The following is a 25,966-nucleotide window of genomic DNA, read 5'->3' on the forward strand; positions in this document are numbered from 1 at the left end:
GCGGGCGCGGACCGTGCGGGCCGACCCCGCCCCGCTCCCCGGCCGCCGCCGCCAGCGGTGCCCCGGACCCGGTACGACCCACGAGGTGCATGTGTCCACGCTCCAGGCCGAACACGTCTACAAGGTGTTCGGAAGACGACCCGACCGGCTGAAGGCAGCCGTCCGGTCCCTCGAACGGGGTGCCGACCGCGACGAGCTGCGTGCCGAGGGCACGACCGCCGCCGTGATCGACGCCACATTCCGCGTCGAGCCCGGCGAGATCTTCGTCGTCATGGGGCTGTCGGGCTCCGGCAAGTCCACCCTCCTGCGGATGCTCAACGGTCTGCTGGAACCCACGGCCGGACGCATCCTCTTCGACGGTGAGGACCTCACCGCCCTCGGAGCGCGTGAGATGCGCCACGTACGGTCCACCAAGATCTCCATGGTGTTCCAGCACTTCGCGCTGTTCCCGCACCGCGACGTGCTGGCGAACGCCGCCTACGGCCTGGAGGTCCAGGGCGTCCCCCGGGCCGAGCGCGAACGGCGCGCCGCCGAGGCGCTGGCGCTGTGCGGGCTCGGCGGCTGGGAGAAGTCCTGGCCCGACGAGCTGTCCGGCGGCATGCAGCAGCGCGTGGGCCTGGCCCGCGCCCTGGCCACCGACGCAGACCTGCTCCTGATGGACGAGTCCTTCAGTGCCCTGGACCCGCTGATCCGCCGCGACATGCAGGACCAGCTCCTGGAACTCCAGCGGACCCTGAAGAAGACCATCGTCTTCATCACCCACGACCTCAACGAGGCCATGCGCCTGGGCGACTCCATCGCCGTCATGCGCGACGGCCGCATCGTGCAGCAGGGCACCGCCGAGGACATCCTCACCCGCCCGGCCGACGACTACGTCGCCTCCTTCGTGCAGGACGTGGACCGCTCGCGCGTGCTCACCGCGGACGCCGTCATGGACGACGCCCCCGAGCCCGCGGACGGCTGCACCTGCCCCACCGTCAGCGCGGACACCCCGCTCGCCGACCTGTGCGCGGTCAGCGCCCGCGTCCCGCACGCGGTGAGCGTCACGGACGCGCGGGGGGCCGTGGTCGGCTCCGTCCCGCAGGACCGGCTCGTCGCCTTCATCGGTGACGAACAGCGGCCCCCGATGGCCTGCGCCTGCGCGGAGGTGGCCGCCTGATGCCCCGCCTGCACCTCGGCGCCTGGGCCGACAGCACCGTCGACTTCCTCCAGCGCCACCTCTCCTGGCTCTTCGACGCCATCAGCACCCTGGTGACCGGCCTCTACGACGGCATCGACGCGGTGCTGTCCGCGCCGGCCCCGCTGCTCTTCGCGGGCATCCTCGCGGTCGCCGCCTGGTGGCTGCGCGGTCTGCTCGCCGCCCTGCTGGCCTTCGCCGGATTCGCGCTCGTGGACTCGGTGGCGCTGTGGGACGAAGCCATGTCCACCCTGTCCCTGGTCCTCGTGGCGACCCTCGTCACGCTCGTGTTCGCCCTGCCGCTCGGCGTCTGGGCGTCCCGTTCCGACCGGGTCAGCGCCGTCCTGCGGCCCGTCCTGGACTTCATGCAGACCATGCCGGCCATGGTCTACCTGATCCCCGGCATCATCTTCTTCGGCGTGGGCGTGGTCCCCGGCATCATCGCCACGATCATCTTCTCGCTGCCGCCCGGCGTCCGGATGACCGAACTCGGCATCCGCCAGGTCGACGGGGAACTCGTCGAGGCCGCCGAGGCCTTCGGCACCGCCCCCCGCGACACGCTCTTCCGCGTCCAGCTCCCGCTGGCCCTGCCCACCATCATGGCGGGCGTCAACCAGGTCATCATGCTCGGCCTGTCCATGGTCGTCATCGCCGGCATGGTCGGCGGCGGCGGACTCGGCGGCGCCGTCTACCGGGCCATCGGCAACGTCGACATCGGCCTCGGCTTCGAGGCGGGCCTGTCCATCGTCATCCTCGCCATGTACCTGGACCGGATGACCGGAGCGCTGGGCCGTCAGGTCTCCCCGCTCGGCCGCCGCGCCCTGGAGAAGACCCGCGCGGCCGCGACCGGCGCCGCCAAGCTCTGGAGCCACCGGCCGCAGCCCGCGTACGCGGTCACCGGCGCGGTCGTCCTGGCCCTGGTGGCCGGCGGTATGAGCACCTTCGGCGCCCACGAGGAGTCCGGCCCGGCCGGCGCCGCCGACATCGGCAAGGGCCGCACCGTCTCGCTCGGCTACATCCCCTGGGACGAGGGCATCGCCTCGACGTTCCTGTGGAAGGAGCTCCTGGAGCGCCGCGGCTTCAAGGTCGACGCGCGCCAGCTGGAGGCGGGCGCGCTCTACACCGGCCTCGCCGGCGGCCAGATCGACTTCCAGACCGACTCCTGGCTGCCCGTCACGCACGCCCAGTACTGGCAGAAGTACGGCGACAAGCTGGAGGACCTCGGCTCCTGGTACGGCCCCACCTCGCTGGAGCTGGCCGTCCCCTCGTACATGAAGGACGTCCGCTCGCTGGCCGACCTCAAGGGCAAGTCCGGCGAGTTCAAGGGCCGGATCATCGGCATCGAGCCGAGCGCCGGCGAGATGTCCATCCTCAAGGACAAGGTGCTGGGCCAGTACGGCCTCGACGGCGAGTACAAGGTCGTCGACGGGTCCACCCCGGGCATGCTCGCCGAGCTGAAGCGGGCCTACGAGAAGAAGGAGCCCGTCGCGGTCGTCCTGTGGTCCCCGCACTGGGCCTACTCCTCCTACCAGCTCACCAAGCTGGAGGACCCCAAGGGAGCCTGGGGCAAGGGCGACGGCATCCACACCCTCGCGCGCAAGGGCTTCGCCGCCGACGAGCCGAAGGTCGCCGAGTGGCTGCGCTCCTTCAAGCTCACCGAGGCCCAGCTCACCGGCCTGGAGGCGAAGATCCAGGAGACCGGCAAGGGCCAGGAGCAGCAGGCCGTGCGCGCCTGGCTGAAGGACCACCCCGAGGTGGACAAGCTCGCCTGACCCATGGGCGGCCCGCGCGGGGCCGCCTCCGTACGCGCCGGGGCGCGCGGGGCCGTCACGGTCCCGCGCGCCCCGGCGCGTACGCGTCTTCAGCCCACCGGCACCCGCTCGGCCCCCGGCCGCACGGCCGGCTGCTCCCCGCCGCGCACCCGCGGCCGCAGCGGCCACCACAGGGAGCGGCCCAGCAGCGCGGCCAGCGCGGGCACGAGCACGATCGACAGCACGAAGGCCGACAGCAGGATCCCGACCGCCGTCGCGAAGCCGGTCTGCTGCGTACCGGGGTGCGGGCTCACGGCCAGGCTGCCGAAGGACGCGGCCAGGACCAGCCCGGCCGTCGCGACGGCCGGGGCGGTGTGCCGCACGGCGCGGGCCACCGCGGCCCGGGCCGTCCCCGGCCGCTCCATCTCCTCCCTGATCCGGTCGCCGACGAGGATGTTGTAGTCGGTGCCCAGCGCCACCACGAACAGGAACAGCACCAGCGGGAGCGTGAAGTCCACGCCCGGCCGCCCCAGCCCGTGCTGGAAGACCAGCGCCGAGGCGCCGAGCGTGGCCGCGAAACCGAGGCCGACCGCGAGCATCAGCACCACCGGTGCGAGCAGGCTCCGCAGCAGCACCAGGAGGATGACGGCGATCAGCACCGCCGCCACCGGGAAGATCACCTTCAGGTCCTCGTCGACGGCCACCGCGATGTCCGCGAACACCGACGCGGTGCCGCCGACATGGGCCTCCGTCCCGGCGGGCAGGTGCGCGCGGACCGTTTCGCGGACCGGCCCGGAGACCAGGTCGCGGGCCTTCTGCTCGCCGGATCCGGCGGTCAGCAGCAGATCGATGCGGGCCGCCCTGCCGTTCTCGCTCACCACGGTCGGGGCGACCCGCCCCACCCCGGGCACCCGGGCGAGCTCCCCGGCCAGAGCGGCCACCCGCGCGGCGCCCAGCGGGGCACCGTCCGTGGCGGCGACGAACACGCTCGTCGGGTCCGAGACGCCGGCGGGCAGCGCGCGGGAGATCTCCGCCGCGGTCCGGGCGGCGGCGGTCCGCTCGGCGTCCGCGCCGGACTGCCCGTAGTCCATCCGCAGTCCGGCCAGTCCGGCCGTCAGCGCGCCGAGCAGCGCCAGCGAGGCCAGGACCAGCGCCACGGGGCGCCGGGCCGTGAGCGCGCCGAGCCGGCCCGCCACCCCCTCCCGGGGCGCGCGTTCCAGGGACTTCGACGGCCAGAACATCCTGCGGCCGGTCACGGCCAGCAGGGCGGGCATCAGCGTCAGGCTGCCGAACAGCATCACCAGGACGGACACCGCGATGGCCGGGCCCAGCACCCGGAACTGGCCGAAGGAGGCGATCCCGAGGGTGGCGAACGCGGCGACGATGGTCAGCGCCGCCGAGGTGATGGCCGTCCCCACCCGGCCCGCGACCTGCGCGGCGGCCTCGCGGCCCGACTGCCCCGGGTGCCGGCGCAGGTGCTCGCGGAAGCGGAACAGCAGGAAGAGGAAGTAGTCGATCCCGATGCCCATCAGCACCACGTTGATCAGCCCGGGGGTGGAGGGGGCCAGCCGGATGCCCGTCGCCATCGCCGCCATGATCACCGCACCGGCCGCCGCGCCCCCGATGACCGCCATCGCGACCAGCGGCAGCAGCGCGGCGAGCGCACTGCGGAACACCAGGACGTGGAGCAGCACGATCAGCCCCATCACCAGCGAGCCGACGACCGTCGAGCGGGTCTTCTCGGCATCGGCCGTGTCCACCGTCGCGGCCAGCCCGCCGGTGAACCCCGTCCGCAGCCCCGCCTCGCGGAAGGCGGTCCGGGCCTGGTCCCGGAACTCCTTGTAGGTGCTCTGCACCCCGGGGTCCTGGGGGTTGCCCTTCAGTTCGACCGACAGCAGCCGGAAGGTGCGGTCGGGGGCCGTCATGCCCGGGGCGATCCGGGGCACTTGGGAGTGGTCCTGGACGAACGGCGGATCGTCCTCGCTCCTCGGCATGACGATCTCGCGCCCCGCCAGCCGCGCGGACACCTCCTCGATGCCGCGCTCGTCGGCCGCGCCGAGCGCGGCGCCGTCCGTACGGGCCACCAGCACCGTCAGCGGGTCGGAGTCGGGCCGGGCGCCGAAGTTCTCCTCGGCGATGCGCAGCGCGGCGGCCGAATCGTAGGAGGCGGGCAGGAAGCCGTCGTTGCCGGGCTGGGTGGCGCGGAAGACGAACACCTGGCCCAGGATGGTCAGCCCGATGCCGAGCACCGCCCAGAGGGCGATCACCTTCCACGCGTTCCTCGTCGAGCATCCCGTCAGGGCGCGGATCACTGTTCTCCTCCGTCTGTCCGTCGCGTCGGGCCGGGTGTCCGGCCCCCATCCAGAACACCAGCGCCCGGGGCGGCGGACGTCCGGGCGAAGGACGAGTTCGCGGCCGGGACCACGGTCCGGGGAGGGGCCCGGACCAGGACCGGAGTCCTGGTCCGGGCCCCTCCCCGCGACCGGCGTCCGGCTCCGGCGGCGGTGTGAGAATGGAGCGACGAGGGCTGCCGCGCGGCGGCCCGTGGGGGAAGGCCGCAGGAGATGAGCACGCTCGCCGACAGGCTCACGTGGACGCGGGGCGACGCCCTGGTGGCGGCCGGGGCGGTGGCCGTGGACCTCACCGGCTTCGCGTTCGCTACCCAGTTCGCGGGGGCCCCGCTGGAGGTGACCGCGGCGTTCCTCGTCGTGGCCGCGGCGCTGGCGCTGCTCGCCCGGCGCCGCCACCCGGTCGTGACGCTCGCGGCGGTGGTGGCGCTGACCGCCGCGGCGAACCTGACCCTGCCCGTGTCACCGCACTTCGGCCTCACCCCGGCCATCGCCCTGTTCTCGGTCGCGGTGGCCTGCCGCCCCGCCGTGGTGGCCGGCGGCGCCCTGGCGACGGCCCCGCTGGTCACCCTCGGCCAGGGCGGTCTGCCGTTCGGCTCGCTCACGGGCCTCGCCGCGAACGCGACCGCGACCGTCCTCGTCGTCGCCACGGGACTGGTGGTCAAGCGCTGGCAGCGGGAGACCGAGGCCAACCGGGTGCTGCTCGCCGACCGGGCGGTCGCCGAGGAACGCCGCCGCATCGCCCGGGAGCTGCACGACATCGTGGCCCACCACATCACCACCATGCAGCTCATGGCCGGCGGCGCCCGGGCCAACCTCGACCACGACCGGGAGGCCGCCCGGGAGGCCCTGGTCACCCTGGAGGGATCCGGCCGGATGGCGCTCGGCGAGATGCGGCAACTGCTCGACGTGCTGCGCGCGGGGGACGAACCGGACACGGTCCCGCCCGCGCCGCAGCCCGGCCCGGCGGACCTGGAACGCATCGTCGCGGAGTCCCGGCTGGCCGGCATGGAGACGGAGTTCACGGTACGCGGCCCGGTCCGGCCGCTGCCGCCCACCGTCGGCCTGACCGTGTTCCGCGTCGTGCAGGAGGCCCTGACCAACGCCCGCAAGCACGCCGGGGACGCCCGGGCCCACGTACGGCTGACGTACCACCCGGACGAGGTGGCCGTGGAGGTGCGCGACGACGGTCCGGGCAGCGGATCCGCGGGCGGCCAGGCCGGCGCGCGGCCCGCCGGGCCCGGCGGGTACGGTCTGATCGGAATGCGTGAACGCGTCGCCCTGCAGGGCGGCACCCTGGAGGCCGCCCCGCAGCACGAGGGCGGCTTCCGGGTCTCGGCCCGCCTCCCCGTCGCGGCGGGGGCCGGCGCCGCCCGAGGAGAGGAACCCGCCCGATGATCCGCGTGCTCATCGCCGACGACCAGCCGCTGGTCCGGCGCGGCCTGGCCCTGATCCTCGCCCCCCACCCGGACGTCGAGGTCGTCGGCGAGGCGGGGGACGGCGCCGAGGCGGTGGAGCTCGCCGGGCGGCTGGATCCCGACGTGGTCGTCATGGACATCCGGATGCCGGTCCTCGACGGGGTCCGGGCCACCGCGGAACTGGCCCGCACCAGCCCGCGGGCCCGGGTGCTCGCGCTGAGCACCTTCGACATGGACGAGTACGTGGTCGCCGCCCTGCGCGCGGGCGCCCACGGCTTCCTGCCCAAGGACATCTCCCCCGAGGAACTGATCGCCGCAGTCCGCACCGTCCACACCGGGGAAGCGGCCGTCGCGCCGCGCCTGCTGACCCGGCTGATCTCCACCTACGTACGGGCCTCCCCGCGCGCGCCCCGGCCCGCACCCGGCATCGCCGGCGCCGGACTCACCCCGCGCGAGCTGGAGATCTGGCGACTGCTGGCCGGCGGGCTGGACAACGCCGAGCTGGCCGCCGAACTGGACATCAGCGTCTCCACGGTCAAGAACCACATCACCGGCGTCTTCAACAAGTTGGGCGTGCGCGACCGGGCGCAGGCCGTCATCGCCGCCTACGAATCGGGACTGGTCGAGGCCGACCGGAAGAGCACTTGATCACCAAGTGCCCGACGACGACCGCATTGGGCCTGGTGGAACTCCCTCTGACCAGCCAGAACCCTGGATGATTCGCCCGTGCGCGCAGGCCCCCCGGCGTGGCACAGTGCCTGGAGTACAACCGCCGGACCAGGGAGCCGCCATGCGTGACCCGCACCCCATGCCGCCGACGCTCGCGGCCCGGTCCGAGTGCCGCGAGGCGCCGCCGGGTCCGCTGCCCTCCTGTCCGGCGTGCGGGACGGCGCCCGAGCGGATCTCCTGGCGGCAACGCCCGGGCGAACCGGTGGTCCTGGTCTTCGACCCCTGCGGACACCGCCACGCCTCGCCCGCCCCGCCCGTCCTGGCCGTCACCCCGCCGGGGGCGTACCCCCGCGGATGAGGAGCGCCCGGCGCGGCTCCGGGACGCCGGGGCGGCAGCCGGGGCCGTCCCGCCTCAGGGGGCGGGGACCGGGCCCCGCATGTGCGCGCTGACCCACTGGATCAGCGCCCCGTCGTGCATGCCGGGCACGTAGGTGCGGGCGTTGTGCCCGCCGCCCTCGTCGATGTGGAACCGCGTCTTCACCGGCCCGGTCCCGTACCGCGCGATGAACTTCTCGATCTGCGGCCGGCACCGGATGTCGCTGCCCTTCGTACCGACCTGGAAGGCGAGGTAGACCTCCGGACCGTGCCGGTCGATGAGCCGCTGCGCGAGCCACGGCGGGCTGTTCTCCAGCTTCTCCCGCGGATGCCCCTGCCACAGCCGGGAGTCGGGCAGGATGTCCGGACCCCCGGCGATCACCGCCTTGAACCGGTCCGGCTTCTGCAGCACCGCCTTCAGCCCGGCGAAGCCACCGGTGGAGCTGCCCATGAACGCCCACCCGTCGCGCGACCTGATGGTCCGGAAGGCGGACCGCACCAGATCGGGCACGTCCTCCGTCAGCCAAGTCCCCATCCGCGGCTGGCCGGGGATGTCGCTCCCGTCCCAGTACAGGCCCTCCTTCCCGTCCGTGCGCGGATTGAGGACCGGCATGGCCAGGATGAACGGCAGGCTGCTGCCGTCCTTCGACCAGCGCGAGATGCTCGCCTCCAGCTTGAGGTTGCGGTCCATCCAGTAGTTGACGGGGAAACCCGGACCGCCCGGCAGTGCGATCAGCACCGGGAACCCGCTGCGGGCGTAGCGGGGTTCCGCGTACTGCGGCGGCAGCCACAGCCACACCCTGCCCGTGAAGCCGGACTTCCTCCCCGCCAGGGTGGTCACCATGACCTTGCTGCCGTCCTCCGGGATCGTCGCGGCGATCCGCAGCTCCGGCGCGGGCCCGGCGGGCAGTTCGGTCTGCGCGTCCACCGGCGCGCCCCGCGCCCGGCCCGGGCCCGCGTCGATCCGTACCGTCCGGCCCGTGTCGGAGGGGGCCCCGGAGCCCGTCAGGACGCCGCTCGCGACCGCGCCCGTGAGGGCCAGCGCCACCGCGCCCCCGATCCAGCGGCCGCGGCGCGGGCGCGCGCGGCGGTGTCCTGCGCCGGCCGTGTCGTTCACGGCAGCAGTATGTCCCTTTCCGCCGGAAGCGGACCTGTGGCAGGCCGGTGACCGGGACCTCGTATCCTGCAACCGAGCTCGGCCCCGAGCAGATCCGAAGGGCCGTGCCGCGCCCGGGCGCGCGCACGGCGGGAGAGGGAGACCCCTGATGGACGTGCAGCACTTCGAGCGGATCACCGCGTTCATCGAGGCGCGGCTGACCCCGCTGTTCGAGGCGGAGACCGGGAGTGAGCGCGGATTCGCGATGGACGACACCTCCCGGGCGCTGCGCGCGCTGCGCAACAGCGTGCTGGAGGCGTCCGTGGTGAAGGGGCTCGTCGCGCAGCGGGAGACGGCCGACCAGCGGATGCGCAACGTCATCGACCAGTCGGTGGAGCACCACTGGGACGTGCTGCGCGGCATCGCCCGCCAGTGGGAGGACCACCCGGACTTCCGCCGGGAGTTCAAGCGCCACGCGTGGGAGCTCGACGGGGTCCCCGCCTCCGCGTGAGCCCGGGCGGGCGGGTCCGGCGGTGACCTCCGGCGCCCGCCCGCGTCACTGGCTGGGAGCCCCGCCGATCAGGTAGTCGACCCGGCGCCGCAGTCCGCTCCAGCGCCGGTCGTGGTGGTAGGCCCGCTTCAGGCTCCGGGCCCGTGCCCCGGGCCGGCGCCGGTAGAACCGGCGCGCCCACGGAGAGGCCGGCCGGGCCAGCCGGACGGCCGCGAACAGGGCGATCAGCGGGACGATCATGCCGAGGACGGCCATCCGCGGTTTGCCCTTGAAGAGCGCGACCACGGCCACCAGCAGGTTGAACACCACCGTTGCCATGACGGTCAGCCGGCTCTGCTCCTCGTCCGGCGTCAGCCCGTCCACGCCGAGCGGCAGGAACCCGCACAGCAGCAGCGAGGCGAGCGCCGAGGTGAGGATCACGACCTCGACGCTGACGGTCCCCTCCTTGCTCCAGTAGACGTCGCTCAGGTGCAGGATCAGCGCGAACTCGTCGAGCACCAGGCCGGTGCCCATCCCGAACAGGGCGGCAGCCAGGCAGGTGCCCCACCCCGAGCGGCCGCCCGCGATGGCGGTGAACCCGCCCAGGGTCATGAGGATCACCCCGGGGACGGCGTGGTGCACGTGCAGGCCGCCCGGGGTGACGTTGCGGAAGGGGCCCTTCCCGGCGCGGATCATCCGGGTGATGACCCGGGTCACGGCGAAGGTCAGGACGAACGCGGACAGGGCCAGGAGCAGGGGCAGTTTCCCCGGCTCCAGGATGTTGCGGTACCACCATGCGCCCATGGCGTCACCCTCCCGGCCCCGGCGCCCCCGCGCACCGCGGGCACCGCCGTTCGGGCGCCCCGCCTCCCCCCTGGGCGGCGCGTCAGGACGCGGCGCCCTGCGGCAGCGGGGCCGGTCCGGCCTCCCGGGCGGCCCGCCGGCGCCGTGCGTCCTCGTCGGTGTCGGCGTCGTAGGAGATCAGCTTCGGCAGCAGCGCGGCCAGCAGGGCCACCGAGGCCACGCAGGCCAGGCCGCCGCTCCAGAACGCCGGCCGGGTGCCGGTCCAGCCGGCCATCGTCCCGGCCCGGACCTGGCCGAGCTGCGGTCCGACGCTGTACGAGAGCACTTCGATGCCCGCGAGCCGTCCGCGCAGTTCCTCGGGGATCGTCTGGTTCCAGATCGTGGCCCGGCCCAGGCCGCTCAGCATGTCGCCCGCCCCGGCCACGGCCAGGCACAGCAGCACCACCCAGATGCCCGTGGCCCAGCCGGCCGCCGCGATGGCCAGGCCCCACGCGGCCGCCCCGCAGACCACCAGGAGCCCGTGCCGCCGTACCCGCGACACCCAGCCGCTGGTCAGCCCGAGGGCGAGCGAGCCGACCGCGCCCGCCGCGTACATCAGGCCCAGGGCCCACACCGCGTCGAGCTCGTCGGCGAGGAACGGCAGGATCGCGTTGGGGAAGGCGAAGAACATCGCCGCCAGGTCCACGGCGTACGTGCCCAGCAGCACCGGCCGGCTCCACGCGTACCGGGCACCCTCGGCGATGGACCGCAGCGAGGGGCGGTCCGCGCCGCCGGCCGGCGGCGCGGGGCTGAGCCGGGTGCACAGGGCCACCGAGACGAGGAAGCCCGCCACGGTGACGCAGTACGCGGGCGCGTACCCGGCGTACGCGACGACCACGCCGGCCAGGGCCGGTCCCGCGATCGCCCCGAACTGGTAGCGCAGCCCGTTGAGCGCGGCGGCGGCGCTCAGCTGGTCGTGCGGCACGATCCGCGCCATCAGCGAGTCCAGCGCGGGCCGCTGGAGCCCGGTCAGCGCCGACACCCCGGCCGCGACCACGTACAGCGGCCACAGCAGCGGGTGCGGCAGCAGTGCGTTCACCAGCAGCACCAGGGCGAGGACCCCGAGCCCGGCCTCGGTCAGCAGGATCAGCCGCCGCCGGTCGACGGCGTCCGCGAGGGCGCCCCCGTACAGCCCGCAGACCACCAGCGGGACCAGCTCCACCGCGCCCATGGCGCCGACCGCCAGCGGCGAGTCCGTCAGGTGCTTGATCTGGAGCGGCAGGGCGATCATCGCCATGAAGGAGCCGAAGAAGGTGACCGTCCCCTGGAAGAAGAGCAGCCGGAAGTCACGGCTGGAGCGCCAGGGGGACAGGTCGGGCAGTACGGACGAAAGACGGGATCCACTCACGACGGGCCATCGTGCGCGTTCTCGGGGGCCCGGGCAAGGCATTTTCGCCCCGGACGGGCGAATACGCCGCTCCGCGCGTGGCAGCCGCCGCCCGGCGTGGCACCCATGGTGCATGCCGACGGTGTCACCGATCCTGCGTACGGTCGCGTCCTACGCGTGGCGCCTGCTGGTCGTGGGCGCCGCGGTCTACGCGGTCTTCGCCGTGCTGGGCCGCTTCCACGAGATCGCCGTGGCGCTCTTCCTCGGCCTGGTCATCACCGCCCTGCTCCATCCGCCGGCCCGGCTGCTGACCCGCTGGGTGCCCCGGCCCCTCGCGGTCGCGCTGAGCATGATCGGCAGCGCGGTGGTGCTGCTGGGCGTGCTCGCCCTGGTCGGCGAGGCGGTGGCGGGGGAGAGCGGGAGCCTGGTCCGCGAGTTCCGCGAGGGTCTGTCGAGCATCCAGCGGTGGCTGGCGCGGCCGCCCTTCCGGCTGGACCCGCACGCGCTCGCCGACCTCCAGTCGAAGATCGGCGGCTATGTATCCAGCCACCGCTCCACGCTGCTGAACACGGCGGTCACCGGCGCCGGCCAGCTCGTGCAGGTGCTCACCGTCCTCGCGCTCGCCGTGTTCTCCTCGGTGTTCTTCCTGCACGGCGGGGACCGCCAGTGGGCCTGGTTCTGCGCCCAGCTGCCGCCGGGCGCACGGGAGCGCGTGGCCGTCGGCGGGCGGGCCGCCTGGCGCACGTTCACCGGCTACACCCACGGGATCGTGCTCGTCGCGGCCACGAACGCGGTGCTCGTCGGGGTGGCCCTGTACTTCCTGGGGGTCCCGCTGGCCGTGCCGCTGGCGATGCTGGAGTTCCTCGCGGCCTTCGTCCCCCTCATCGGCTCGCCGGTCGCGCTCGCGGTGGCCGCGGTGGTCGCCCTCGCGGCCAAGGGGCCGGTCATCGCGGCCGTCGTGGTGGCGCTGATCGTGGTCATCGGCCAGATCGAGGGGCACCTGCTGCACCCGCTGGTGATGAGCTGGGCGGTCCGGCTGCATCCGCTGGTGGTGGCCGTCTCGGTGGTGGCGGGCGCCATCGCGGCCGGTGTGGTCGGCGCGGTGGTCGCCGTCCCGCTCGTGTCGGTGACCTGGTCGGTGCGTACCGCCCTGCGCTCCCCGGCCCCCGTGCCGCCGCCGCCGGTGCCGCCGCCGCCCGTGCCGCCCGCCGCAGGGTCGTCGTGATCCCGCGGCCCGACTACCGTGGACGTGGGGGCGACGTGGGAAGGCGGTTGCCATGGCAGAGCACACGGCCCCGGCAGGGGCGGCCCGCGAGCTGGAGGACGGCCGGCTGCTCAGGGAGCTGGAGACCATCCACCGCACGCGGCACGAGACGCTGCTGCACGGGTCGGACGAAGCCCTGGCCACGCACACCCAGCGGCTGAGGGAGCTGGAGGAGGAGTACCTGCGCCGCCATCCGCAGCGCGCCACCACCGCCGGCCGTACCCGCTCCGGCGCCCGGGCCCGCACAGCGGGCGAAGGCTGAACCGGGGGCCCCGCCCCGCCCGGGCGGGGCCGCCCCGCGAGGAAACTGGTCCGCCCCGCGAATGCGCGGGGCGGCATCGCACTTCTGCCCGTGGGCACCGCCCCGAAACCCGGCCGGCCGGGTCCGGGCCGGTGCACATCTGGAGGACATCACGTCTCAGGTGAGCGTTCTTTGCGTCTGGTGAGACAGATCTGTATCATCCGAGGCGAAGGAGGCTCATCCCCATGCGTGAAGAAGAACTGCTCGACGGCGCGGCACGCGTCCTCGCGGGCGATCACAGCGCCTCGACGGTGCAGATCGCCGCGGGCATCGGCATCAGCCGCGCGACGCTCAGCCGCCGCTACGCCACCCGCGAGGCCCTGCTGAAGGCGGTCGCCGTCCGGGCCATCCAGGTCGTCGACGGCTGCCTCGCCCCCGCGGACCTCCCCGGGGCGAGCGCCGACGGACCCTCCTTCGACGCGGCGCTGGAAGACCTCGTGGTCGCCCTGCTGCCCGCCGCCCACCTGTACGGATTCACCTCGCGCGACGCCACCGTCCTCGCCGACCCCGCCTTCCGGGCCGGGCTGGAACGCCAGGACCAGCGCGCCCTCGCCTTCCTCGCCCTCGGCCAGCGGCTGGGGCGGCTGCGCACGGACCTGCCGCCGTACTGGATCTGGTACTCCCTGTGGGGCCTGCTCGACGCCGCCGCCGAAGGCGTGCGCGACGGCCACCTGGCGCCCCGCGAGATCGGCCGCCTCGTCCTGACGTCCTTCCTCGGGGGAGCGCGGCCCCCCTGGCCGCCACCGGCTCCGGCCCCCGCAGCCTGATCAGCCGCCCCGGGCGGCACCCCGTGCGCACACCCGAACGGAATCCCATGCACACCCCCACGCTGGACCCGCGTCGCTGGATCGTCCTGGCGATCCTCTCCGGCAGCCTCCTGCTCATCTCGATGGACACCACGATCCTCAACGTGGCCTTCCCCTCCCTCGTCGCCGACCTCCAGCCCGGCGCCGTCCAGCAGCTGTGGATCATCGACGTCTACGCGCTGGCCCTGTCCGGACTGCTCGTCACCGCCGGCGCCCTCGGCGACCGCTGGGGCCGCAAGCGGCTGCTCCTCACCGGCTTCGCGATCTTCTCCGTGGCCTCGCTGATCGCCGTGTTCTCCACGGAGGCCTGGCACGTCATCGCGGCCCGCGCCCTGCTCGGCGTGGGCGGCGCGGCCATCATGCCGTCCACCCTGTCGATCCTGCGCAGTGTCTTCACCGACGCCAGGGAGCGCGCCTTCGCCCTCGCCGTGTGGGCCGCGGTCTTCGGCGGCGGCATGGCCTTCGGCCCCGTCGTGGGCGGCCTGCTCGTCCAGGACTTCGGCTGGCACTCCGCCTTCCTCCTCAACCTGCCCGTCGCCGCCGTGATCGTCGCGGCCGGCCTGCGCTACCTGCCCGAGTCCCGCAATCCGGGCAGCACCGGCCGCTGGGACTGGGCGGGCGTCGGCCAGTCGGTCGTCGGCATGCTCGCCCTCGCGGGCGGCATCAAGGAACTCGGCAAGGCCGGCGCCGGCGACCCGCTGCCGTGGGCCCTGCTGGCCGTGGCCGTCGTCGCGCTCACGGTGTTCGTCCGCCGCCAGCTGCGCGTGGACAACCCGTTGCTCCAGGTGCGGCTGTTCGCCAAGCCCGCCTTCAGCGTCGCCGCCACCGCGATCTTCCTGCCGATGGTGGGCATGGGCGCGATCCTCTTCCTCGTCACCCAATGGTTCCAGTACGGACAGGGCTACACCCCGCTCGAAGCCGGACTGCGCCTGCTGCCGGCACCGCTCGCCCTGATCTGCGCCTCGATGGTCGCGCCCACGCTGATGCACCGCTTCCCCATCCGGCACGTGCTCGGCGCCGGGCTCGTGGTCCTGGCGGCCGGCATGGCCCTGCCCTGGACCCTCCAGCAGTTCACCGGCCTCGGCTACCCCGCCTTCGCGGCCGCCCTGACCGTCATGGGGCTGGGCGCGGGCCTCGCCACCACCGTGGCCTCCGTGACCCTCATCTCCGCCGCACCCGCCGACCAGGTCTCCAGCGCCGCCGCCATCGAGGAGACCTGTTACGAGCTGGGCTCCGCCATGGGCGTCGCCATCCTCGGCAGCACCGCCGCCGCTCTCTACCGGGGCAACCTGCCCGCGCTCGACCTGGACGGCGCGTCGGCGAGCGCCGTACGGGACTCCGTGGGCGAGGCGGCGCACACCGCCCAGCAGCTCGGCGGCACCGTCGGCCAGGCCCTCCTGGAGACGGCCTCCCGGGCCTACACCCTGGCGATCACCCCGGCGTTCCTGATGGCCGGAGTCCTGGCCGTGGCCGCGGCGGCGACCACCTGGGCGCTGATCCCGCGCGACCTCCAGCCCACCGAGAACCACTGACCGCCGCGCCCGCCGCGCCCGCCCGCACCGCCGCTCCCGGCACCGCCCTCACCGCGGCGCCGGGAGCGGCGGCGCGTCCGGCGCCCGGTCCGGCGCCCGGTCCGGCGCCCGGTCCGGCGCCGCGAAGGGGGCCGCCGGGGGCGGGCCCAGGGTGGTCGTGCCCGGGGCCGCCGCACGGTGGCCGAGCCCGGTGCGGTAGGCGTCGAGCGCCGCCTCGGTGCGGCCCGCCCGCCGCAGCAGATCACCCAGCAGCCGGCACAGGTCCGCCAGATCGCCGCCCGCCCCGCTGCGCTCCAGCAGCGCCAGCGCCCGTACGTAGTGCTCCTCGGCCGCCTCCGGGTCCCCGCGCTCCTGGGCGATCAGCCCCAGCAGCCGGTGCGCGCCGCCCGCGTGCACGGCCCCGGCGTCCACCGACCCCGGCCCGGCGTCCGGGTCCACCAGCGCCGAGACCAGTTCCGCCGCCTCCTCGAACCGGCCCAGCCGGCGCAGCACGTCGGCCAGCTCCACCTCCACCTGCGCGGTGAACAGGGCCGCCCGTCGGGCCGCCAGCATCTCCCGGGCGGTCCGCAGCTCGCGCTCCGCCGCCGCCAGCTCCCCGTGCTGCGCCTGGAGGTAGCCGCGCATCCAGTGGCAGTGCGCCAGGTCCGTGCGCATCCGCAGCTGCCGGTACACGGCCTGCGCCTTCGCCAGTGAGGCGTCGGCGTCGGCCGACCGGCCCGCCGCGAGGAACGTGCGGGCCACCTGCCGGTGCATCCCCGCCACCAGCGCCGGATCCCCGACCCCGGGCGCCAGCGCCAGCGCGAGTTCGGCGGCGTGGGCCGCCCGGGCCAGGGCGCCCATGTCGAGGTACGGACCGATGACCGCCGCGTACAGCAGGACCAGCGCCTCGGGGTCGCCGAGCCCGCCCGCGTTCAGCGCGTCGATCGTGGACTCCAGCAGGTAGCAGGCGTACCGCAGTTCCCCGCGCAGCAGGTGGGCGACCGCGCGTCCGCGCACGGCCCGCGCCCGGCGCGGCAGCGGCTCCGCGGCCAGCAGCAGCTCCGCCGCCTCGAAGTGGCGCGCGGCCCCGGCCGGATCGCCGGACTCCAGGGCACAGTCCCCGAGTCCGAGCAAGGCCTCCGCCCGCTCGTCGGGGAGGTCCAGCCGCTCGGCGTCGGCGAGCAGCCGCGCGAAGAGCGGGGCGGCCTCCCCCGCCGAATCGGTGGCGAGGGTGCGCTGGGCGTCGGTCAGGGCCAGGCGCAGTTCGGTGGCCAGGTGCGCCGGGCGCCCGGTGGCCAGCTCCTCGTACGAGGTGCCGAGCCGGCCCGCGAGGAAGCGCAGCGCGGTCTCCGAGGGCCGCACCTTGCCGGCCTCCAGGGTGGAGACGTACGCCGGGGTGTAGCCGGGCTGCGCCAACTGCTTCTGCGTCAGCCCACGTTGTGCCCGCAGCCGCTGCACCCTGCGGCCGATCTCGGACGGTTCGTCCACGAAATGCCCCCTGTTGTACTCCTGGCCGACTCAACTCGCCAGTATCCAGGCGCAGTCACCCATTGCGCAGGTCCCTCACGCCACCTAATTTAAGCAGCCGGTTCAACCGGCTTAACTTTCCGCTTAATCACTCCGGCTCGATCATCTCGGTCAACTCCCTTTTCAGGTTGAGGACTTCATGGAACCAGCCGACCGACCGGCCCGCCGGCCCGCCCTGCGCGCCGCCCTCGCCGCGCTCTGTGCGGGCGCCGCCCTGCTGGCCGCCTCCGCACCCGTGGCGGCGGCCGGGCCACCGCCCCGCCGCGACTCCTCCGTCGAGGTCGAGATACCGGGGCCCGAGCAGGGCGCGGAAGCGGGCTCCGGGCACGTCCGGGTACCCGCGTCCACGCCCGGCAAGACCCCCTCCCGGCTCTCCGGCGCCGCCCGGGCCGCCGACGGGCAGGTCACGAAGATGATCGACAACGGGCCCGTCGGGGACCGGCTGGACGTGGTCGTGATCGGCGACGGCTACACCGTCGGCGAGCTCGGCCGCTTCCACGACGACGCCCGGGCGAAATGGGCCGAGGTCACCGCCGTCGAGCCCTACGCGACCTATCGCGACCTCTTCAACGTGTGGACCGTGGACGCCGTTTCCGCCGAGACCGGGATCTCCGGCGACCCCGGCCCCGACACCGTCCGCGACACCGCGCTCGGTTCGTACTTCTGGTGCGAGTCCATCGAGCGGCTGCTGTGCGTGGACCAGCCCGCCGTGGACGCGTACGTGGCCCGGGCGCCCGCCGCCGACCTGGTCATCGTCCTGGCCAACAGCGCCAAGTACGGCGGCGCCGGATACAACGAACCCAGCGCCGCCCTCGGCTACGAGGGCATCTCCACCGCCTCCGCCGGCCACCCCAAGTCCGGACAGGTCGCCATCCACGAGACGGGGCACTCCCTCGGCAAGCTCGCCGACGAGTACTTCTACCCCGGCGTCCCCGACTACGAGGAGTACACCGGCCCCGAACCGGCCGAGGCCAACACCTCGACGCTCGACGCCGCCGCGCTGGCCGGGCAGCGCGCCAAGTGGTACCGCTGGCTGGGCGAGGCGTCCCCCGACGGCGGCACCGTCGGAGCGTACGAGGGCGGCGGATACTACGTCACCGGCCTCTACCGGCCCACCGACAACTCGATCATGCGGGTCCTGGGCAGACCCTTCAGCCTGCCCGGGGCCGAAGCGATGATCGGCGGTTTCCTCCGGCACGCGCACCTCGTCACCCCGCTCACCCCCACCGGCCGCGTCCTGCGGCCGTGGCACACGGCGAAGGTCTCCGTCCCGCGCCTTTCCGCGCCGGACGGACGCCGGCTGACGGTGCGCTGGTACCTCGACGGACGGGAACTGAAACGGTTCGCCGGCCGCACCGAGGTGGCGATGGCCGACCTGTGGCTGCTCGACCTGCGCACCCACCGGCTCTCGGTGACCGCCGAGGACCGCACCCCCGCGGTCCGCGATCCGGCCGTCGCCCGCACGCTCAGCTCCACGGCCACCTGGAACGTGCGGCTCTGACGGCCCGTCGGCTCACGGACGGCCGGACCCGGCCGCGTAGCGCCAGAAGGCGCGCATCACCGGCGGCGGGGTCGGGCCGTCCAGTTCGAGCTGGGTGAGCAGGATCGCGGTGGAGCCGCAGGAGGGGACGATGTGGGCGGCCGTGCCGGTGCCGCCCACCCAGCCGTAGCGGCCGAAGACGTTCCACGGTTCCCGGGGGGTGACGTCCACGGACCCGCCAAACCCCCAGCCCTGCCCCTCCAGGAACAGTTCGCCGCCCGCGCGTTGGGCGGGGGTCAGCCAGTCGGTGGTCATCAGCCGGACGGACCGGGCGGACAGCAGCGGCGTGCCGTCGTCGGCCGCGCCCCCGGCGAGCAGCATCCGGGCGAAGGCGTACAGGTCCGGGGCGGTGGAGACCAGGCCCCCCGCGCCGGACGGGAACGCCGGCGGACGGCTCCACTGGCCGTCGGGGGCGTCGATCAGTTCCGGCGGCCCACCGGCGGATCCCCGGCGGTAGTGGCCCGTGAACCGGCCCAGACGGTCCGGGGGCACCGCGAAGGCGGTGTCGGTCATGCCCAGCGGACGGAAGATCCGGTCCTCCAGGAACGCGGGCAGCGAAACCCCCGCGACCCGGGCGATCAGCACGCCGAGCACATCCGAACAGGTGTTGTACAGCCAGGCCTCGCCCGGCTGGTACAGCAGCGGGATCCGCGACAGCGCCGCCGTCCAGGCTCCGGGCTCCGCGATCAGCTGCGGCTGCGGCGGCCCCTGGCGCAACTCGCTGAACAACAGCCCGACGGCGGGCAGGGAGAAGTCGGCCGGGAAGCCCCAGCCGGCCCGGAAGGTCAGCAGGTCCGCCACGGTGACGGGCCGGGCGGCCGGCACCACGTCGTCCACGGGCCCGTCCGGCCTGCGCACGGCGACCAGGGAGGCCAGCTCGGGCAGCCAGCGCTCCACCGGGGCGTCCAGGGTGAGCAGGCCGTCTTCGACCAGCACCATCGCCGCGGCGGCGGTGACCGGCTTGGTCAGCGAGGCGACGCGGAAGAGGGAGTCCTCGGCCATCGGTGTGCCGCCGTCCGTCCGGGCGTACCCGAGGGCGGCCGTCTCGACGCGGCCGCCGCGCGCGATCAGGGCCACCGCCCCGGGGATCGCGCCGCCGCGCACGTACGGGTCCAGGATCTCGCGCAGGCCGGTCATCGGGCCGCCTTCCGGGCAGGAGGGGTGGGCGCGGGCGCCGGGAGGGCGTCCCACAGGGCGCAGTGGTGGGCGGTGGCCGCCGCGAACGGCCGGATCCCTTCGGGGCCGGGGGCCAGTCGCAGCACCGGCGCGGAGGCGGCGGGGGTGAGCCGGGGCCAGCCGACGGCGCCCGGCGCGTCGGGCGAACCCGTCCGGGCGAAGCGCGTCCAGTAGCCGGTCATCGCCCGCGACAGCCGCAGTTGGGGCGGCGCCGAGGGCACCGGGGCGAAGAGGTAGGGCAGTTCGAAGCCGTGCGCGGCGCCGTACGGGAAGCCCGCGAGCGGCGGCAGTCCGCTGGAGTCGGGGGCGTCCCGGTCGGCGAACAGGTAGCCGTACGTGGGCACGTGCCGGGCCAGCGCCCGGCCGTCGCGCAGCGCCGGACAGGTGAAGGAGGCGTCGGACAGCGCCGTCGCCCAGGCCAGCGCGGCCGTGGGGAAGGCGGCGGGCGGGTACGCGGCCTCGACGGCCGGGGCGCCGGCGCCGAAGGAGGCCGACAGGTGCTCCCGGTAGCCCCGTTCGCCGTCGACCGGGTACGCCGCCAGGGTCTGCGCGAGGAAGAGCCGCATCTCGTCCAGCGTCGTGCCGATCATCACCGGCACCCGGTGGAAGCGGCCCGACTCCAGGGCCCGGCGCGGTTCGAGGGGGAGCGCGGCGCCGCCGTAGGAGAGGGCGGAGAAACCGTTCATCAGCTCGGTCGTCGCCAGCCGGGCCACGGGCAGGGCGCGCAGGCAGTCCAGCACCGCGCCGGACGTCGGCGCGGCGCAGCCGAGCCGGGCCGCCGCCCGGACGCCGTCGGAGACGGTGCGCCGCTCCGGCACGAAGGGCACGTAGGCGCCGAGCGTCGGCAGCAGGGCGTACGGCGGCATCGTGGTGGAGCAGGAGCCGCTCTGCGCGACCGCGCGCCGCAAGAGGCCCGCCGAAGCGGGGGAGACGAGGTGGGCGCAGACGGAGAGGCCGCCCGCCGACTCCCCGAACACCGTCACCCGGCCGGGGTCCCCGCCGAACCGGGCCGCGTTCGCCCGCACCCAGCGCAGCGCGGCCTGCTGGTCCGCCAGCCCGAAGTCGGGGGCGCCGCCGAGTGCGGGGTGGCCGAAGAAGCCGAAGACGCCGAGGCGGTAGTTGACGGTGACGGCCACCACGCCGCCGCGCGTGACCAGGGGTTCGGGCCGGTACGGGTCGCCCGCGCCGTTGCGGAAGCCGCCGCCGTGGAACCACACCAGCACCGGGCGGCCCCGGCCCGGCTTGGTGGGGGCGGTGACGTTCAGGTACAGGCAGTCCTCGGAGCCGCTGGGCCCGCCCGGCCCGAGCGGCGGCAACTGGACGCAGCGGGTCCCGGGCGCGCCCGCGTCGAGGATCCCGGCCCGGCGCGGTGCGGCGCGCGGCAGCCGCCAGCGCAGCGGGCCCGTCGGCGGTGCGGCGTACGGGAGGCCCTCGAAGGTCGCGTACGTACCGTGCGCGCGGCCCCGTACGGGCCCCTCGGCGGTGTTCACGACGGGCCGGGACCCGCCGTCGGCGGCGGCGGGCGGCCCCCAGCCGGCGGCGCCGAGCAGGGCCGCCAGGGTCAGCAGCACGGCGCGGCCGCGCCGGCCCCGGGGGCCGTGGCGGAGGGCGGGGCGGAGGGCGGGGCGGGGATCCGGCACGGCGGGCACCTCCTGGACGGCGGGACCCGCCCACTGTGCCCGGCCCGGCGCCCGGGGCCGGTGCGGGGCGGGGCGTGTCCGGGCGGCGGCCCCGTACGGCCGGGGGAGGAACCCGTTTGCCCGCCCCGAATGGCGCAGTGCGGGGAGGTGCGGCTGAATGTCACCAAGCGTGCGCTTCCCATGACGCACGATGACCGGCCCGCGATGTGTAGACCCGCGTGTCGGCGAACGGAGCTTTCCATGAATGACCCCAGCACCTTCGCGGTAACGGAACACGACGAACGCGACGGTCATCACCCCGAACCGAACCCCCACCCGTCCCTCCAGCAGTCGGCGGCCCCGGTGTTCACACCGGCCCCGGCCCCGGTCGCGACGCCGATTCCCGCGTGGACGGCGCCCCCGGAGCCGGCCCAGGCCCCGACACCGACCCCGGACCCGGCCTCGGGCACGCCCCAGGACCAGGCCCCGGCCCGTGCCGACGCCCAGGCATCGGCTCCGGCCCCGGCCCAGTCCCCGGCCCCGGCCCAGTCCCCGGCCCCGGACCCGTCCCCGGCCCCGGACCCGTCCCCGGCCCCGGACCCGTCCCCGGCCCCGGCCCAGTCCCCGGTCCCGGGGTGGTTCCCGGACCCGGAGCGGGCCCCGGCGCCGGCGAACCGGTACCCGAGCCCGTCCCCGGCCCGGCCCCCGGGTCAGGAAGCGGCCCCGGACCCGCACCCCACTCCGGCCCCGGTCGCGGCGCCGGCCGGCGGGCAGGCCCTGACCCCGGCCCTGACCCCGGCCGTGACCTGGGCCCCGGCCCCGGTCGCGATGCCGGCCACCGCCCCGGCGGTGGCCCCCGGTACGGGCCTGGTGCCCGTCCCGGTGTCGACCTTCACACCGGGCTCCGGACCGGCTCCGGGCGTGACCTGGGCCTCGGCACCGGTGTCCGCCGCACCCGCCCCCGCCCCCGCTGCCCCCGCAGCCCCCGCAGCCCCGGCCGCGGTGCAGGCGGCGGCAGCGGCCCGAGAGCCGGCCCCCGTCAACGGGACCGGTCCCGCCGAAGGGCCGCCGCCCGGTGGTGCCGACGCGGTGGTGCCGGACGGCGAGCCCCACATCGAGCCGATAAGGACGCTGCTGGAGACGGCCGTCGCCTACCGGCCCGTCGAGGAGGTCACCGCGCTGGTGAGCCTGCTCAAGCGGACCGGCCGGCACACCGACCCCGGGCACGACGCGCTGCGCGCCGCCGCGGTCTCCCGCCCCCTCCAGGACGTCCAGAGGATGGTCGCGCTGCTGGCCGAGCACCCGCAGGAGGAGGCCGAGGCCGACATCACCCTGCGCGCCGCCGCCGTCGGACGGCCCATCGAGGACGTGGCCCTGCTGGCCAGCATCCTCGGCCCCGACGGAGCCTGCGACGGAGCCGTCGAAGCCCCCGACGCGGCCGCGGCCGCGGCCCCCGACGGAGCCTCCGTCACCGCCCGGTCCGCCGGCCGGACCCCCGCGCCGCCCCCGCTGCGCGGGCCCGCCCCGGCCGCCCCGGCTCCCGCCCCCGCCCGTACCCCGGTGTCCGCACCGGCCCGGGATCCGCGGGACCGGGGGGCGCTGCGCCACCTGCTGCGCTGGCCCACCGCCTTCGCGCTGCTGCTGTGCGGGACCCTGCACCTTCCGCAGGATCCGGCCGCCCTGGCCGTCCCCGGTCCGGGCCAGTGGCTCGCTCCGGCCGCGTCCCTGCTGTGCTTCGGGCTCGGCGCGGTGCTCGCCCTCCGGGACACCCCGGCCGTGTGGCGGGCCGTGGCGGTGGGGGCCCTCGCGGTCGTCACGCTGCACGTGGTCGGCGGGATCGTGTTCTTCGATCCGCTGGAAGGCGCCTTCGGCGGGGCGTACGCCTGGGCCGGCAGCACGGCGGCCGTGTGCGCCGGGGCCGGAGCGGTCCTGGCCGGCGTGGCCCTGAGGTACCGGCCGTCGCGCGCCGGGGCGGGCGGCGCCGCCTGACCCACCCGGCGCAGGGGCCCCGGCCGCGTACGCGCGGCCGGGGCCCCTCACCGTGCCAGCAGGTTCACCGCCCCCGAGAACGCCCGGGGCAGCCGGGCCGCCAGCGGGACGATCCGGCCGGCCAGCGGCGGCCGGCCGCGCGCCCACAGCAGGGCGGAGGTCAGGACGCGGTAGCCGCGCGACAGCTCCCGCCAGGCCCGCTCGTACTCCTGCGGGCGGCCCGCGCGCACGCAGCGTACGAGTTCCCCCGCGGCCGACACGGCCAGTGTCAGGCCCTCGCCGGTCAGCGCGTCCACGTACCCCGCGGCGTCCCCCACGAACAGCACCCGCCCCGCCACCCGGGTCCGGGCCCGCTGCCGCAGCGGCCCGGCGCCGCGCACCGCCGCGCCGGGCCCCGGCGACGGCAGCCGGGCGGCCAGCCCGGGGAACCGGTCGGCGAGCTGCACGTCGAAGGGGGCCTGCCGGGAGGTCAGCACGGCCACCCCGATCCGGTCCGGTCCCAGCGGGGTCACGTAGGCCTCGCAGTCGGGCGCCCAGTGCACCTCCACCAGATCGCTCCAGGGGGCGACGGCGTAGTGGCGGCGCAGTCCGTACCGGGCCGGCCGCCCCGGCGCGGCCGGCACCGCCAGGCCCAGCGCGCGCCGCACCGGCGAGTGCAGGCCGTCCGCCGCCACCAGGTACCGGGCCGTCAGACCCGCCGCGCCGACCCGGTCCGCGTCCTGGCGGACCTCGCCGGCCCGCCGGGCGAGGACCCGTACGCCCAGCTCCTCGGCCCGCCCGGCCAGCGCGGCCTGGAGCTCGGTACGCCGGACCCCGCGGCCGGGGCCGGCGCGGAAGAGCCCCTCGGCGCGCAGGCCCGTCGCGCCGTCCACGTAGCGGATCCCGCGGAAGGCGCTGCCCGGCACCGGTACGCCCAGCTCCTCGAAGCGCCGGACGGCGCCCGGCATCAGACCTTCGCCGCAGGCCTTGTCGATCGGGGTCGGCCGCGGTTCGAGGACCACCACCTCCAGCCCGGCGAGCGCGCCGTGGATGGCGGTGGCCAGCCCCGCCGGGCCGCCGCCCGCGACCAGCAGGTCGATCACGGCGCGGCCCCCGCGAGCCGCCCCGCTCCGGCGGCGGTGCCCAGCGCACGGTCCTCGCAGGCGATCCGCACCCGCAGCAGCAGGGCGTTGAGCACGGTGAAGACGGTCGCCGTCAGCCACGCGGAGTGCACCAGCGGAAGCGCCAGCCCCTCCAGCACCACCGCCACGTAGTTGGGGTGCCGCAGCCGGCGGTACGGTCCGCCCGCCACCAGCGCCAGCCCGGGCACCACCAGGACCCGGGTGTTCCAGCGGGGCCCCAAGGTCGCCACGCACCACCAGCGCAGCCCCTGCGCCGCCACCGCGAGCGCCAGCGCCGTCCAGCCGAGGACGGGCACGAAGGGCCGGTACGGGGCTTCGAGCGCGCAGCCCGCGAGCAGCGCGGTGTGCAGCGCGACCATGGCCGGGTAGTGGCCGCGGCCGTACTCGACGGCGCCGCGCGCCAGGCTCCAGGCGGCGTGGCGGCGGGCGACGGCCAGTTCGGCGAGCCGCTCCAGCGCCACCAGGGCGAGCAGCAGCAGGTACGGGACGGGCAGGTCGGGCACGGACGTCATCGGGACCTCACCAGCGCAGCAGGACGAGTTCGGAGGCGAAGCCCGGGCCGAAGGCCAGCATGAGACCGACCGATCCGGGCGCGGGCGGACCGGCTTCCTGGACGGAGCCGAGGATGTGCAGGACGGACGCGGAGGAGAGGTTGCCCGCCGCCGCCAGGGAGCGGCGGCTCGGCGCGAAGGCGCGTTCCGGCAGCCCCAGGGCCTCGGAGAGCACGTCGAGGATCTTCGGGCCGCCCGGGTGGCAGATCCAGGTGCCGACGTCCGCGGGCTTGAGGTCGTGCGCGGCGAGGAAGGACTCGATCTCCTCCACCACGTGCAGCCGCACCAGTTCGGGCACTTCGCGGCCCAGCACCATCCGGAAGCCCCAGTGGCCGATGTCCCAGCCGAGCAGGTGCTCGGTGCCCGGGTAGAGCCGGCTGCGCGCGGCCACCACCACGGGCCCGGCGCCGCTCTCGTGGAGGGGATGGCCCGCGCCGACCGCCAGCAGCGCCCCGGCCCCGTCCCCGAAGAGCGCCCCGGCCACCAGGTTGGCCATCGAGGTGTCCGCGGGCTGGAGGGTGAGCGAGCACAGCTCGGTGGACAGCAGCAGCGCCGCCCGCCCGGGACGGCCCGTCAGCTGCCCGTGGAGCAGCGCCAGTCCGGCCGCGCCCGCCGCGCAGCCGAGCCCGAACAGCGGCATCCGGCGCACGTCGGGGCGCAGGCCGCTGCGGTTGACGAGGCGGGCCTCCAGGGAGGGGGTGGCCAGCCCCGTCACGGTGGTCGACAGCACCAGGTCCACCTCGTGCGCCGGGACGTCGGCCGCCTCCAGGGCGCGTGCGACGGCTTCGGCGCCGAGGTCCAGGGCGGCGCGGACGAACAGGGCGTTGGTGGTGCCGAAGTCGGCCGCCGGTCCGTAGCGCTCCAGCGGGAGGGCGAGGTGGCGCGAGTCGACCCGGACCGAGGCGTGCACCCGGCGCAGCAGGGCCGCGTCGGCGCCGGGCGGCAGGAAACCGGCGAGGGCCTCCGTGATCCGCGACTGCGGGTACAGGTGGGGCGGGAACACGCTGCTCACTGCCAGGACACGTGTCATTGGCCCAACATAGGGAAGAAGCGGCGGATCTGGAGGA

The 25,966-nt window shown here is 75.5% G+C and carries 22 protein-coding genes; 12 read left to right on the forward strand and 10 right to left on the reverse strand.

Annotation, left to right across the window (positions count from 1 at the left end; translation table 11 throughout):
• Positions 1-91: 91 nt before the first annotated feature.
• Together ACGFXC_RS03725 and ACGFXC_RS03730 are read left to right on the forward strand one after the other, a co-directional pair.
• Complete coding sequence (locus ACGFXC_RS03725; protein WP_393709603.1) at positions 92-1,159, forward strand: glycine betaine/L-proline ABC transporter ATP-binding protein; 1,068 nt, start codon at positions 92-94, stop codon at positions 1,157-1,159.
• On the forward strand, positions 1,159-2,949 hold the full coding sequence (locus ACGFXC_RS03730; protein WP_393709098.1) for an ABC transporter permease/substrate binding protein: 1,791 nt from the start codon (positions 1,159-1,161) through the stop codon (positions 2,947-2,949). Before ACGFXC_RS03725 ends, ACGFXC_RS03730 begins: the two co-directional genes overlap by 1 nt.
• Before the next feature lie 89 nt (positions 2,950-3,038).
• Here ACGFXC_RS03730 and ACGFXC_RS03735 read toward each other — a convergent pair whose 3' ends face one another.
• Entirely contained in the window at positions 3,039-5,195 is a 2,157-nt protein-coding gene (locus tag ACGFXC_RS03735) for an MMPL family transporter (protein ID WP_393709100.1), read from the reverse strand.
• A 297-nt stretch (positions 5,196-5,492) separates the two neighbouring features.
• Between ACGFXC_RS03735 and ACGFXC_RS03740 the strand changes: the two genes are divergently transcribed.
• The 3 genes from ACGFXC_RS03740 (at position 5,493) to ACGFXC_RS03750 (ending at position 7,721) form a co-directional block, all read left to right on the forward strand.
• Positions 5,493-6,674, forward strand: coding sequence for a sensor histidine kinase (locus tag ACGFXC_RS03740; RefSeq protein ID WP_393709102.1), 1,182 nt, complete (start codon positions 5,493-5,495; stop codon positions 6,672-6,674).
• The gene (locus ACGFXC_RS03745; RefSeq protein WP_393709104.1) at positions 6,671-7,342 is read left to right on the forward strand and encodes a response regulator; all 672 of its coding nucleotides are present in this window, start codon (positions 6,671-6,673) and stop codon (positions 7,340-7,342) included. Before ACGFXC_RS03740 ends, ACGFXC_RS03745 begins: the two co-directional genes overlap by 4 nt.
• Positions 7,343-7,484: 142 nt before the next feature.
• Complete coding sequence (locus ACGFXC_RS03750) at positions 7,485-7,721, forward strand: hypothetical protein (protein WP_393709106.1); 237 nt, start codon at positions 7,485-7,487, stop codon at positions 7,719-7,721.
• Between the two features lie 54 nt (positions 7,722-7,775).
• Here ACGFXC_RS03750 and ACGFXC_RS03755 read toward each other — a convergent pair whose 3' ends face one another.
• Positions 7,776-8,855 (reverse strand): alpha/beta hydrolase, encoded by a 1,080-nt coding sequence (locus tag ACGFXC_RS03755; protein WP_393709108.1) that lies wholly within the window; start codon positions 8,853-8,855, stop codon positions 7,776-7,778.
• Positions 8,856-9,003: 148 nt separating this feature from the next.
• Here ACGFXC_RS03755 and ACGFXC_RS03760 point away from each other — a divergent pair, with 148 nt between their 5' ends.
• Entirely contained in the window at positions 9,004-9,345 is a 342-nt protein-coding gene (locus tag ACGFXC_RS03760; protein WP_393709109.1) for a hypothetical protein, read from the forward strand.
• A gap of 45 nt (positions 9,346-9,390) precedes the next feature.
• On the opposite strand, the gene ACGFXC_RS03765 is transcribed toward ACGFXC_RS03760, so the two are convergent.
• Positions 9,391-10,128 (reverse strand): hypothetical protein, encoded by a 738-nt coding sequence (locus ACGFXC_RS03765; RefSeq protein ID WP_393709111.1) that lies wholly within the window; start codon positions 10,126-10,128, stop codon positions 9,391-9,393.
• 82 nt (positions 10,129-10,210) lie between these two features.
• Positions 10,211-11,557: an MFS transporter gene (locus ACGFXC_RS03770; RefSeq protein ID WP_393709113.1), complete on the reverse strand. Its 1,347-nt coding sequence runs from the start codon at positions 11,555-11,557 to the stop codon at positions 10,211-10,213.
• Between the two features lie 70 nt (positions 11,558-11,627).
• On the opposite strand from ACGFXC_RS03770, the gene ACGFXC_RS03775 reads away from it, so the two are divergent.
• The 4 genes from ACGFXC_RS03775 to ACGFXC_RS03790 all read left to right on the forward strand — a co-directional run bounded on the left by ACGFXC_RS03775 (position 11,628) and on the right by ACGFXC_RS03790 (position 15,397).
• Entirely contained in the window at positions 11,628-12,719 is a 1,092-nt protein-coding gene (locus ACGFXC_RS03775; RefSeq protein WP_393709114.1) for an AI-2E family transporter, read from the forward strand.
• Positions 12,720-12,771: 52 nt separating this feature from the next.
• Positions 12,772-13,020 (forward strand): DUF6158 family protein, encoded by a 249-nt coding sequence (locus tag ACGFXC_RS03780; RefSeq protein ID WP_393709116.1) that lies wholly within the window; start codon positions 12,772-12,774, stop codon positions 13,018-13,020.
• 224 nt (positions 13,021-13,244) lie between these two features.
• Positions 13,245-13,826, forward strand: coding sequence for a TetR/AcrR family transcriptional regulator (locus ACGFXC_RS03785; RefSeq protein WP_393709118.1), 582 nt, complete (start codon positions 13,245-13,247; stop codon positions 13,824-13,826).
• A 47-nt stretch (positions 13,827-13,873) separates the two neighbouring features.
• A complete protein-coding gene (locus tag ACGFXC_RS03790; RefSeq protein WP_393709120.1) occupies positions 13,874-15,397 on the forward strand; it encodes an MFS transporter in 1,524 nt (507 codons plus the stop codon).
• Between the two features lie 48 nt (positions 15,398-15,445).
• On the opposite strand, the gene ACGFXC_RS03795 is transcribed toward ACGFXC_RS03790, so the two are convergent.
• On the reverse strand, positions 15,446-16,864 hold the full coding sequence (locus ACGFXC_RS03795; protein ID WP_393709122.1) for a tetratricopeptide repeat protein: 1,419 nt from the start codon (positions 16,862-16,864) through the stop codon (positions 15,446-15,448).
• 178 nt (positions 16,865-17,042) lie between these two features.
• On the opposite strand from ACGFXC_RS03795, the gene ACGFXC_RS03800 reads away from it, so the two are divergent.
• Positions 17,043-18,404 carry a M64 family metallopeptidase gene (locus tag ACGFXC_RS03800; protein ID WP_393709124.1) on the forward strand — a complete coding sequence of 454 codons (1,362 nt, stop codon included), beginning with the start codon at positions 17,043-17,045 and terminating at the stop codon, positions 18,402-18,404.
• Positions 18,405-18,416: 12 nt separating this feature from the next.
• Here ACGFXC_RS03800 and ACGFXC_RS03805 read toward each other — a convergent pair whose 3' ends face one another.
• Together ACGFXC_RS03805 and ACGFXC_RS03810 are read right to left on the reverse strand one after the other, a co-directional pair.
• Positions 18,417-19,580, reverse strand: coding sequence for a serine hydrolase domain-containing protein (locus tag ACGFXC_RS03805; protein ID WP_393709125.1), 1,164 nt, complete (start codon positions 19,578-19,580; stop codon positions 18,417-18,419).
• Entirely contained in the window at positions 19,577-21,259 is a 1,683-nt protein-coding gene (locus ACGFXC_RS03810; protein WP_393709126.1) for a carboxylesterase/lipase family protein, read from the reverse strand. The genes ACGFXC_RS03805 and ACGFXC_RS03810 overlap by 4 nt, the downstream gene beginning before the upstream one ends.
• 240 nt (positions 21,260-21,499) lie before the next feature.
• Here ACGFXC_RS03810 and ACGFXC_RS03815 point away from each other — a divergent pair, with 240 nt between their 5' ends.
• Positions 21,500-23,227, forward strand: a complete 1,728-nt coding sequence (locus tag ACGFXC_RS03815; RefSeq protein ID WP_393709127.1) for a hypothetical protein — start codon at positions 21,500-21,502, stop codon at positions 23,225-23,227.
• 47 nt (positions 23,228-23,274) lie between these two features.
• Here ACGFXC_RS03815 and ACGFXC_RS03820 read toward each other — a convergent pair whose 3' ends face one another.
• Genes ACGFXC_RS03820 through ACGFXC_RS03830 form a run of 3 tightly spaced genes read right to left on the reverse strand, consistent with a single transcriptional unit; the run spans position 23,275 to position 25,929 of the window.
• Positions 23,275-24,309 (reverse strand): NAD(P)/FAD-dependent oxidoreductase, encoded by a 1,035-nt coding sequence (locus ACGFXC_RS03820; RefSeq protein WP_393709129.1) that lies wholly within the window; start codon positions 24,307-24,309, stop codon positions 23,275-23,277.
• The gene (locus ACGFXC_RS03825; protein ID WP_393709131.1) at positions 24,306-24,860 is read right to left on the reverse strand and encodes an isoprenylcysteine carboxyl methyltransferase family protein; all 555 of its coding nucleotides are present in this window, start codon (positions 24,858-24,860) and stop codon (positions 24,306-24,308) included. Before ACGFXC_RS03825 ends, ACGFXC_RS03820 begins: the two co-directional genes overlap by 4 nt.
• A 7-nt stretch (positions 24,861-24,867) precedes the next feature.
• A complete protein-coding gene (locus ACGFXC_RS03830) occupies positions 24,868-25,929 on the reverse strand; it encodes a type III polyketide synthase (protein ID WP_393709133.1) in 1,062 nt (353 codons plus the stop codon).
• Between the last annotated feature and the right edge of the window lie 37 nt (positions 25,930-25,966).

Origin of the sequence: Streptomyces sp. NPDC048507, from assembly GCF_043199995.1 — a bacterium.
In the GTDB taxonomy this organism is placed as follows: domain Bacteria; phylum Actinomycetota; class Actinomycetes; order Streptomycetales; family Streptomycetaceae; genus Streptomyces.

What these genes read in the sequence shown, in the direction of transcription:
- ACGFXC_RS03730 (WP_393709098.1), top strand. Translation starts at nt 1,159, where the DNA reads ATGCCCCGCCTGCACCTCGGCGCCTGGGCCGACAGCACCGTCGACTTC.
- ACGFXC_RS03790 (WP_393709120.1), top strand. Translation starts at nt 13,874, where the DNA reads ATGCACACCCCCACGCTGGACCCGCGTCGCTGGATCGTCCTGGCGATC.
- ACGFXC_RS03805 (WP_393709125.1), bottom strand. Translation starts at nt 19,580, where the DNA reads ATGACCGGCCTGCGCGAGATCCTGGACCCGTACGTGCGCGGCGGCGCG.
- ACGFXC_RS03800 (WP_393709124.1), top strand. Translation starts at nt 17,043, where the DNA reads ATGGAACCAGCCGACCGACCGGCCCGCCGGCCCGCCCTGCGCGCCGCC.
- ACGFXC_RS03740 (WP_393709102.1), top strand. Translation starts at nt 5,493, where the DNA reads ATGAGCACGCTCGCCGACAGGCTCACGTGGACGCGGGGCGACGCCCTG.
- ACGFXC_RS03780 (WP_393709116.1), top strand. Translation starts at nt 12,772, where the DNA reads ATGGCAGAGCACACGGCCCCGGCAGGGGCGGCCCGCGAGCTGGAGGAC.
- ACGFXC_RS03760 (WP_393709109.1), top strand. Translation starts at nt 9,004, where the DNA reads ATGGACGTGCAGCACTTCGAGCGGATCACCGCGTTCATCGAGGCGCGG.
- ACGFXC_RS03750 (WP_393709106.1), top strand. Translation starts at nt 7,485, where the DNA reads ATGCGTGACCCGCACCCCATGCCGCCGACGCTCGCGGCCCGGTCCGAG.
- ACGFXC_RS03815 (WP_393709127.1), top strand. Translation starts at nt 21,500, where the DNA reads ATGAATGACCCCAGCACCTTCGCGGTAACGGAACACGACGAACGCGAC.
- ACGFXC_RS03770 (WP_393709113.1), bottom strand. Translation starts at nt 11,557, where the DNA reads ATGCCTTGCCCGGGCCCCCGAGAACGCGCACGATGGCCCGTCGTGAGT.
- ACGFXC_RS03785 (WP_393709118.1), top strand. Translation starts at nt 13,245, where the DNA reads ATGCGTGAAGAAGAACTGCTCGACGGCGCGGCACGCGTCCTCGCGGGC.
- ACGFXC_RS03825 (WP_393709131.1), bottom strand. Translation starts at nt 24,860, where the DNA reads ATGACGTCCGTGCCCGACCTGCCCGTCCCGTACCTGCTGCTGCTCGCC.
- ACGFXC_RS03765 (WP_393709111.1), bottom strand. Translation starts at nt 10,128, where the DNA reads ATGGGCGCATGGTGGTACCGCAACATCCTGGAGCCGGGGAAACTGCCC.
- ACGFXC_RS03745 (WP_393709104.1), top strand. Translation starts at nt 6,671, where the DNA reads ATGATCCGCGTGCTCATCGCCGACGACCAGCCGCTGGTCCGGCGCGGC.
- ACGFXC_RS03830 (WP_393709133.1), bottom strand. Translation starts at nt 25,929, where the DNA reads ATGACACGTGTCCTGGCAGTGAGCAGCGTGTTCCCGCCCCACCTGTAC.
- ACGFXC_RS03775 (WP_393709114.1), top strand. Translation starts at nt 11,628, where the DNA reads ATGCCGACGGTGTCACCGATCCTGCGTACGGTCGCGTCCTACGCGTGG.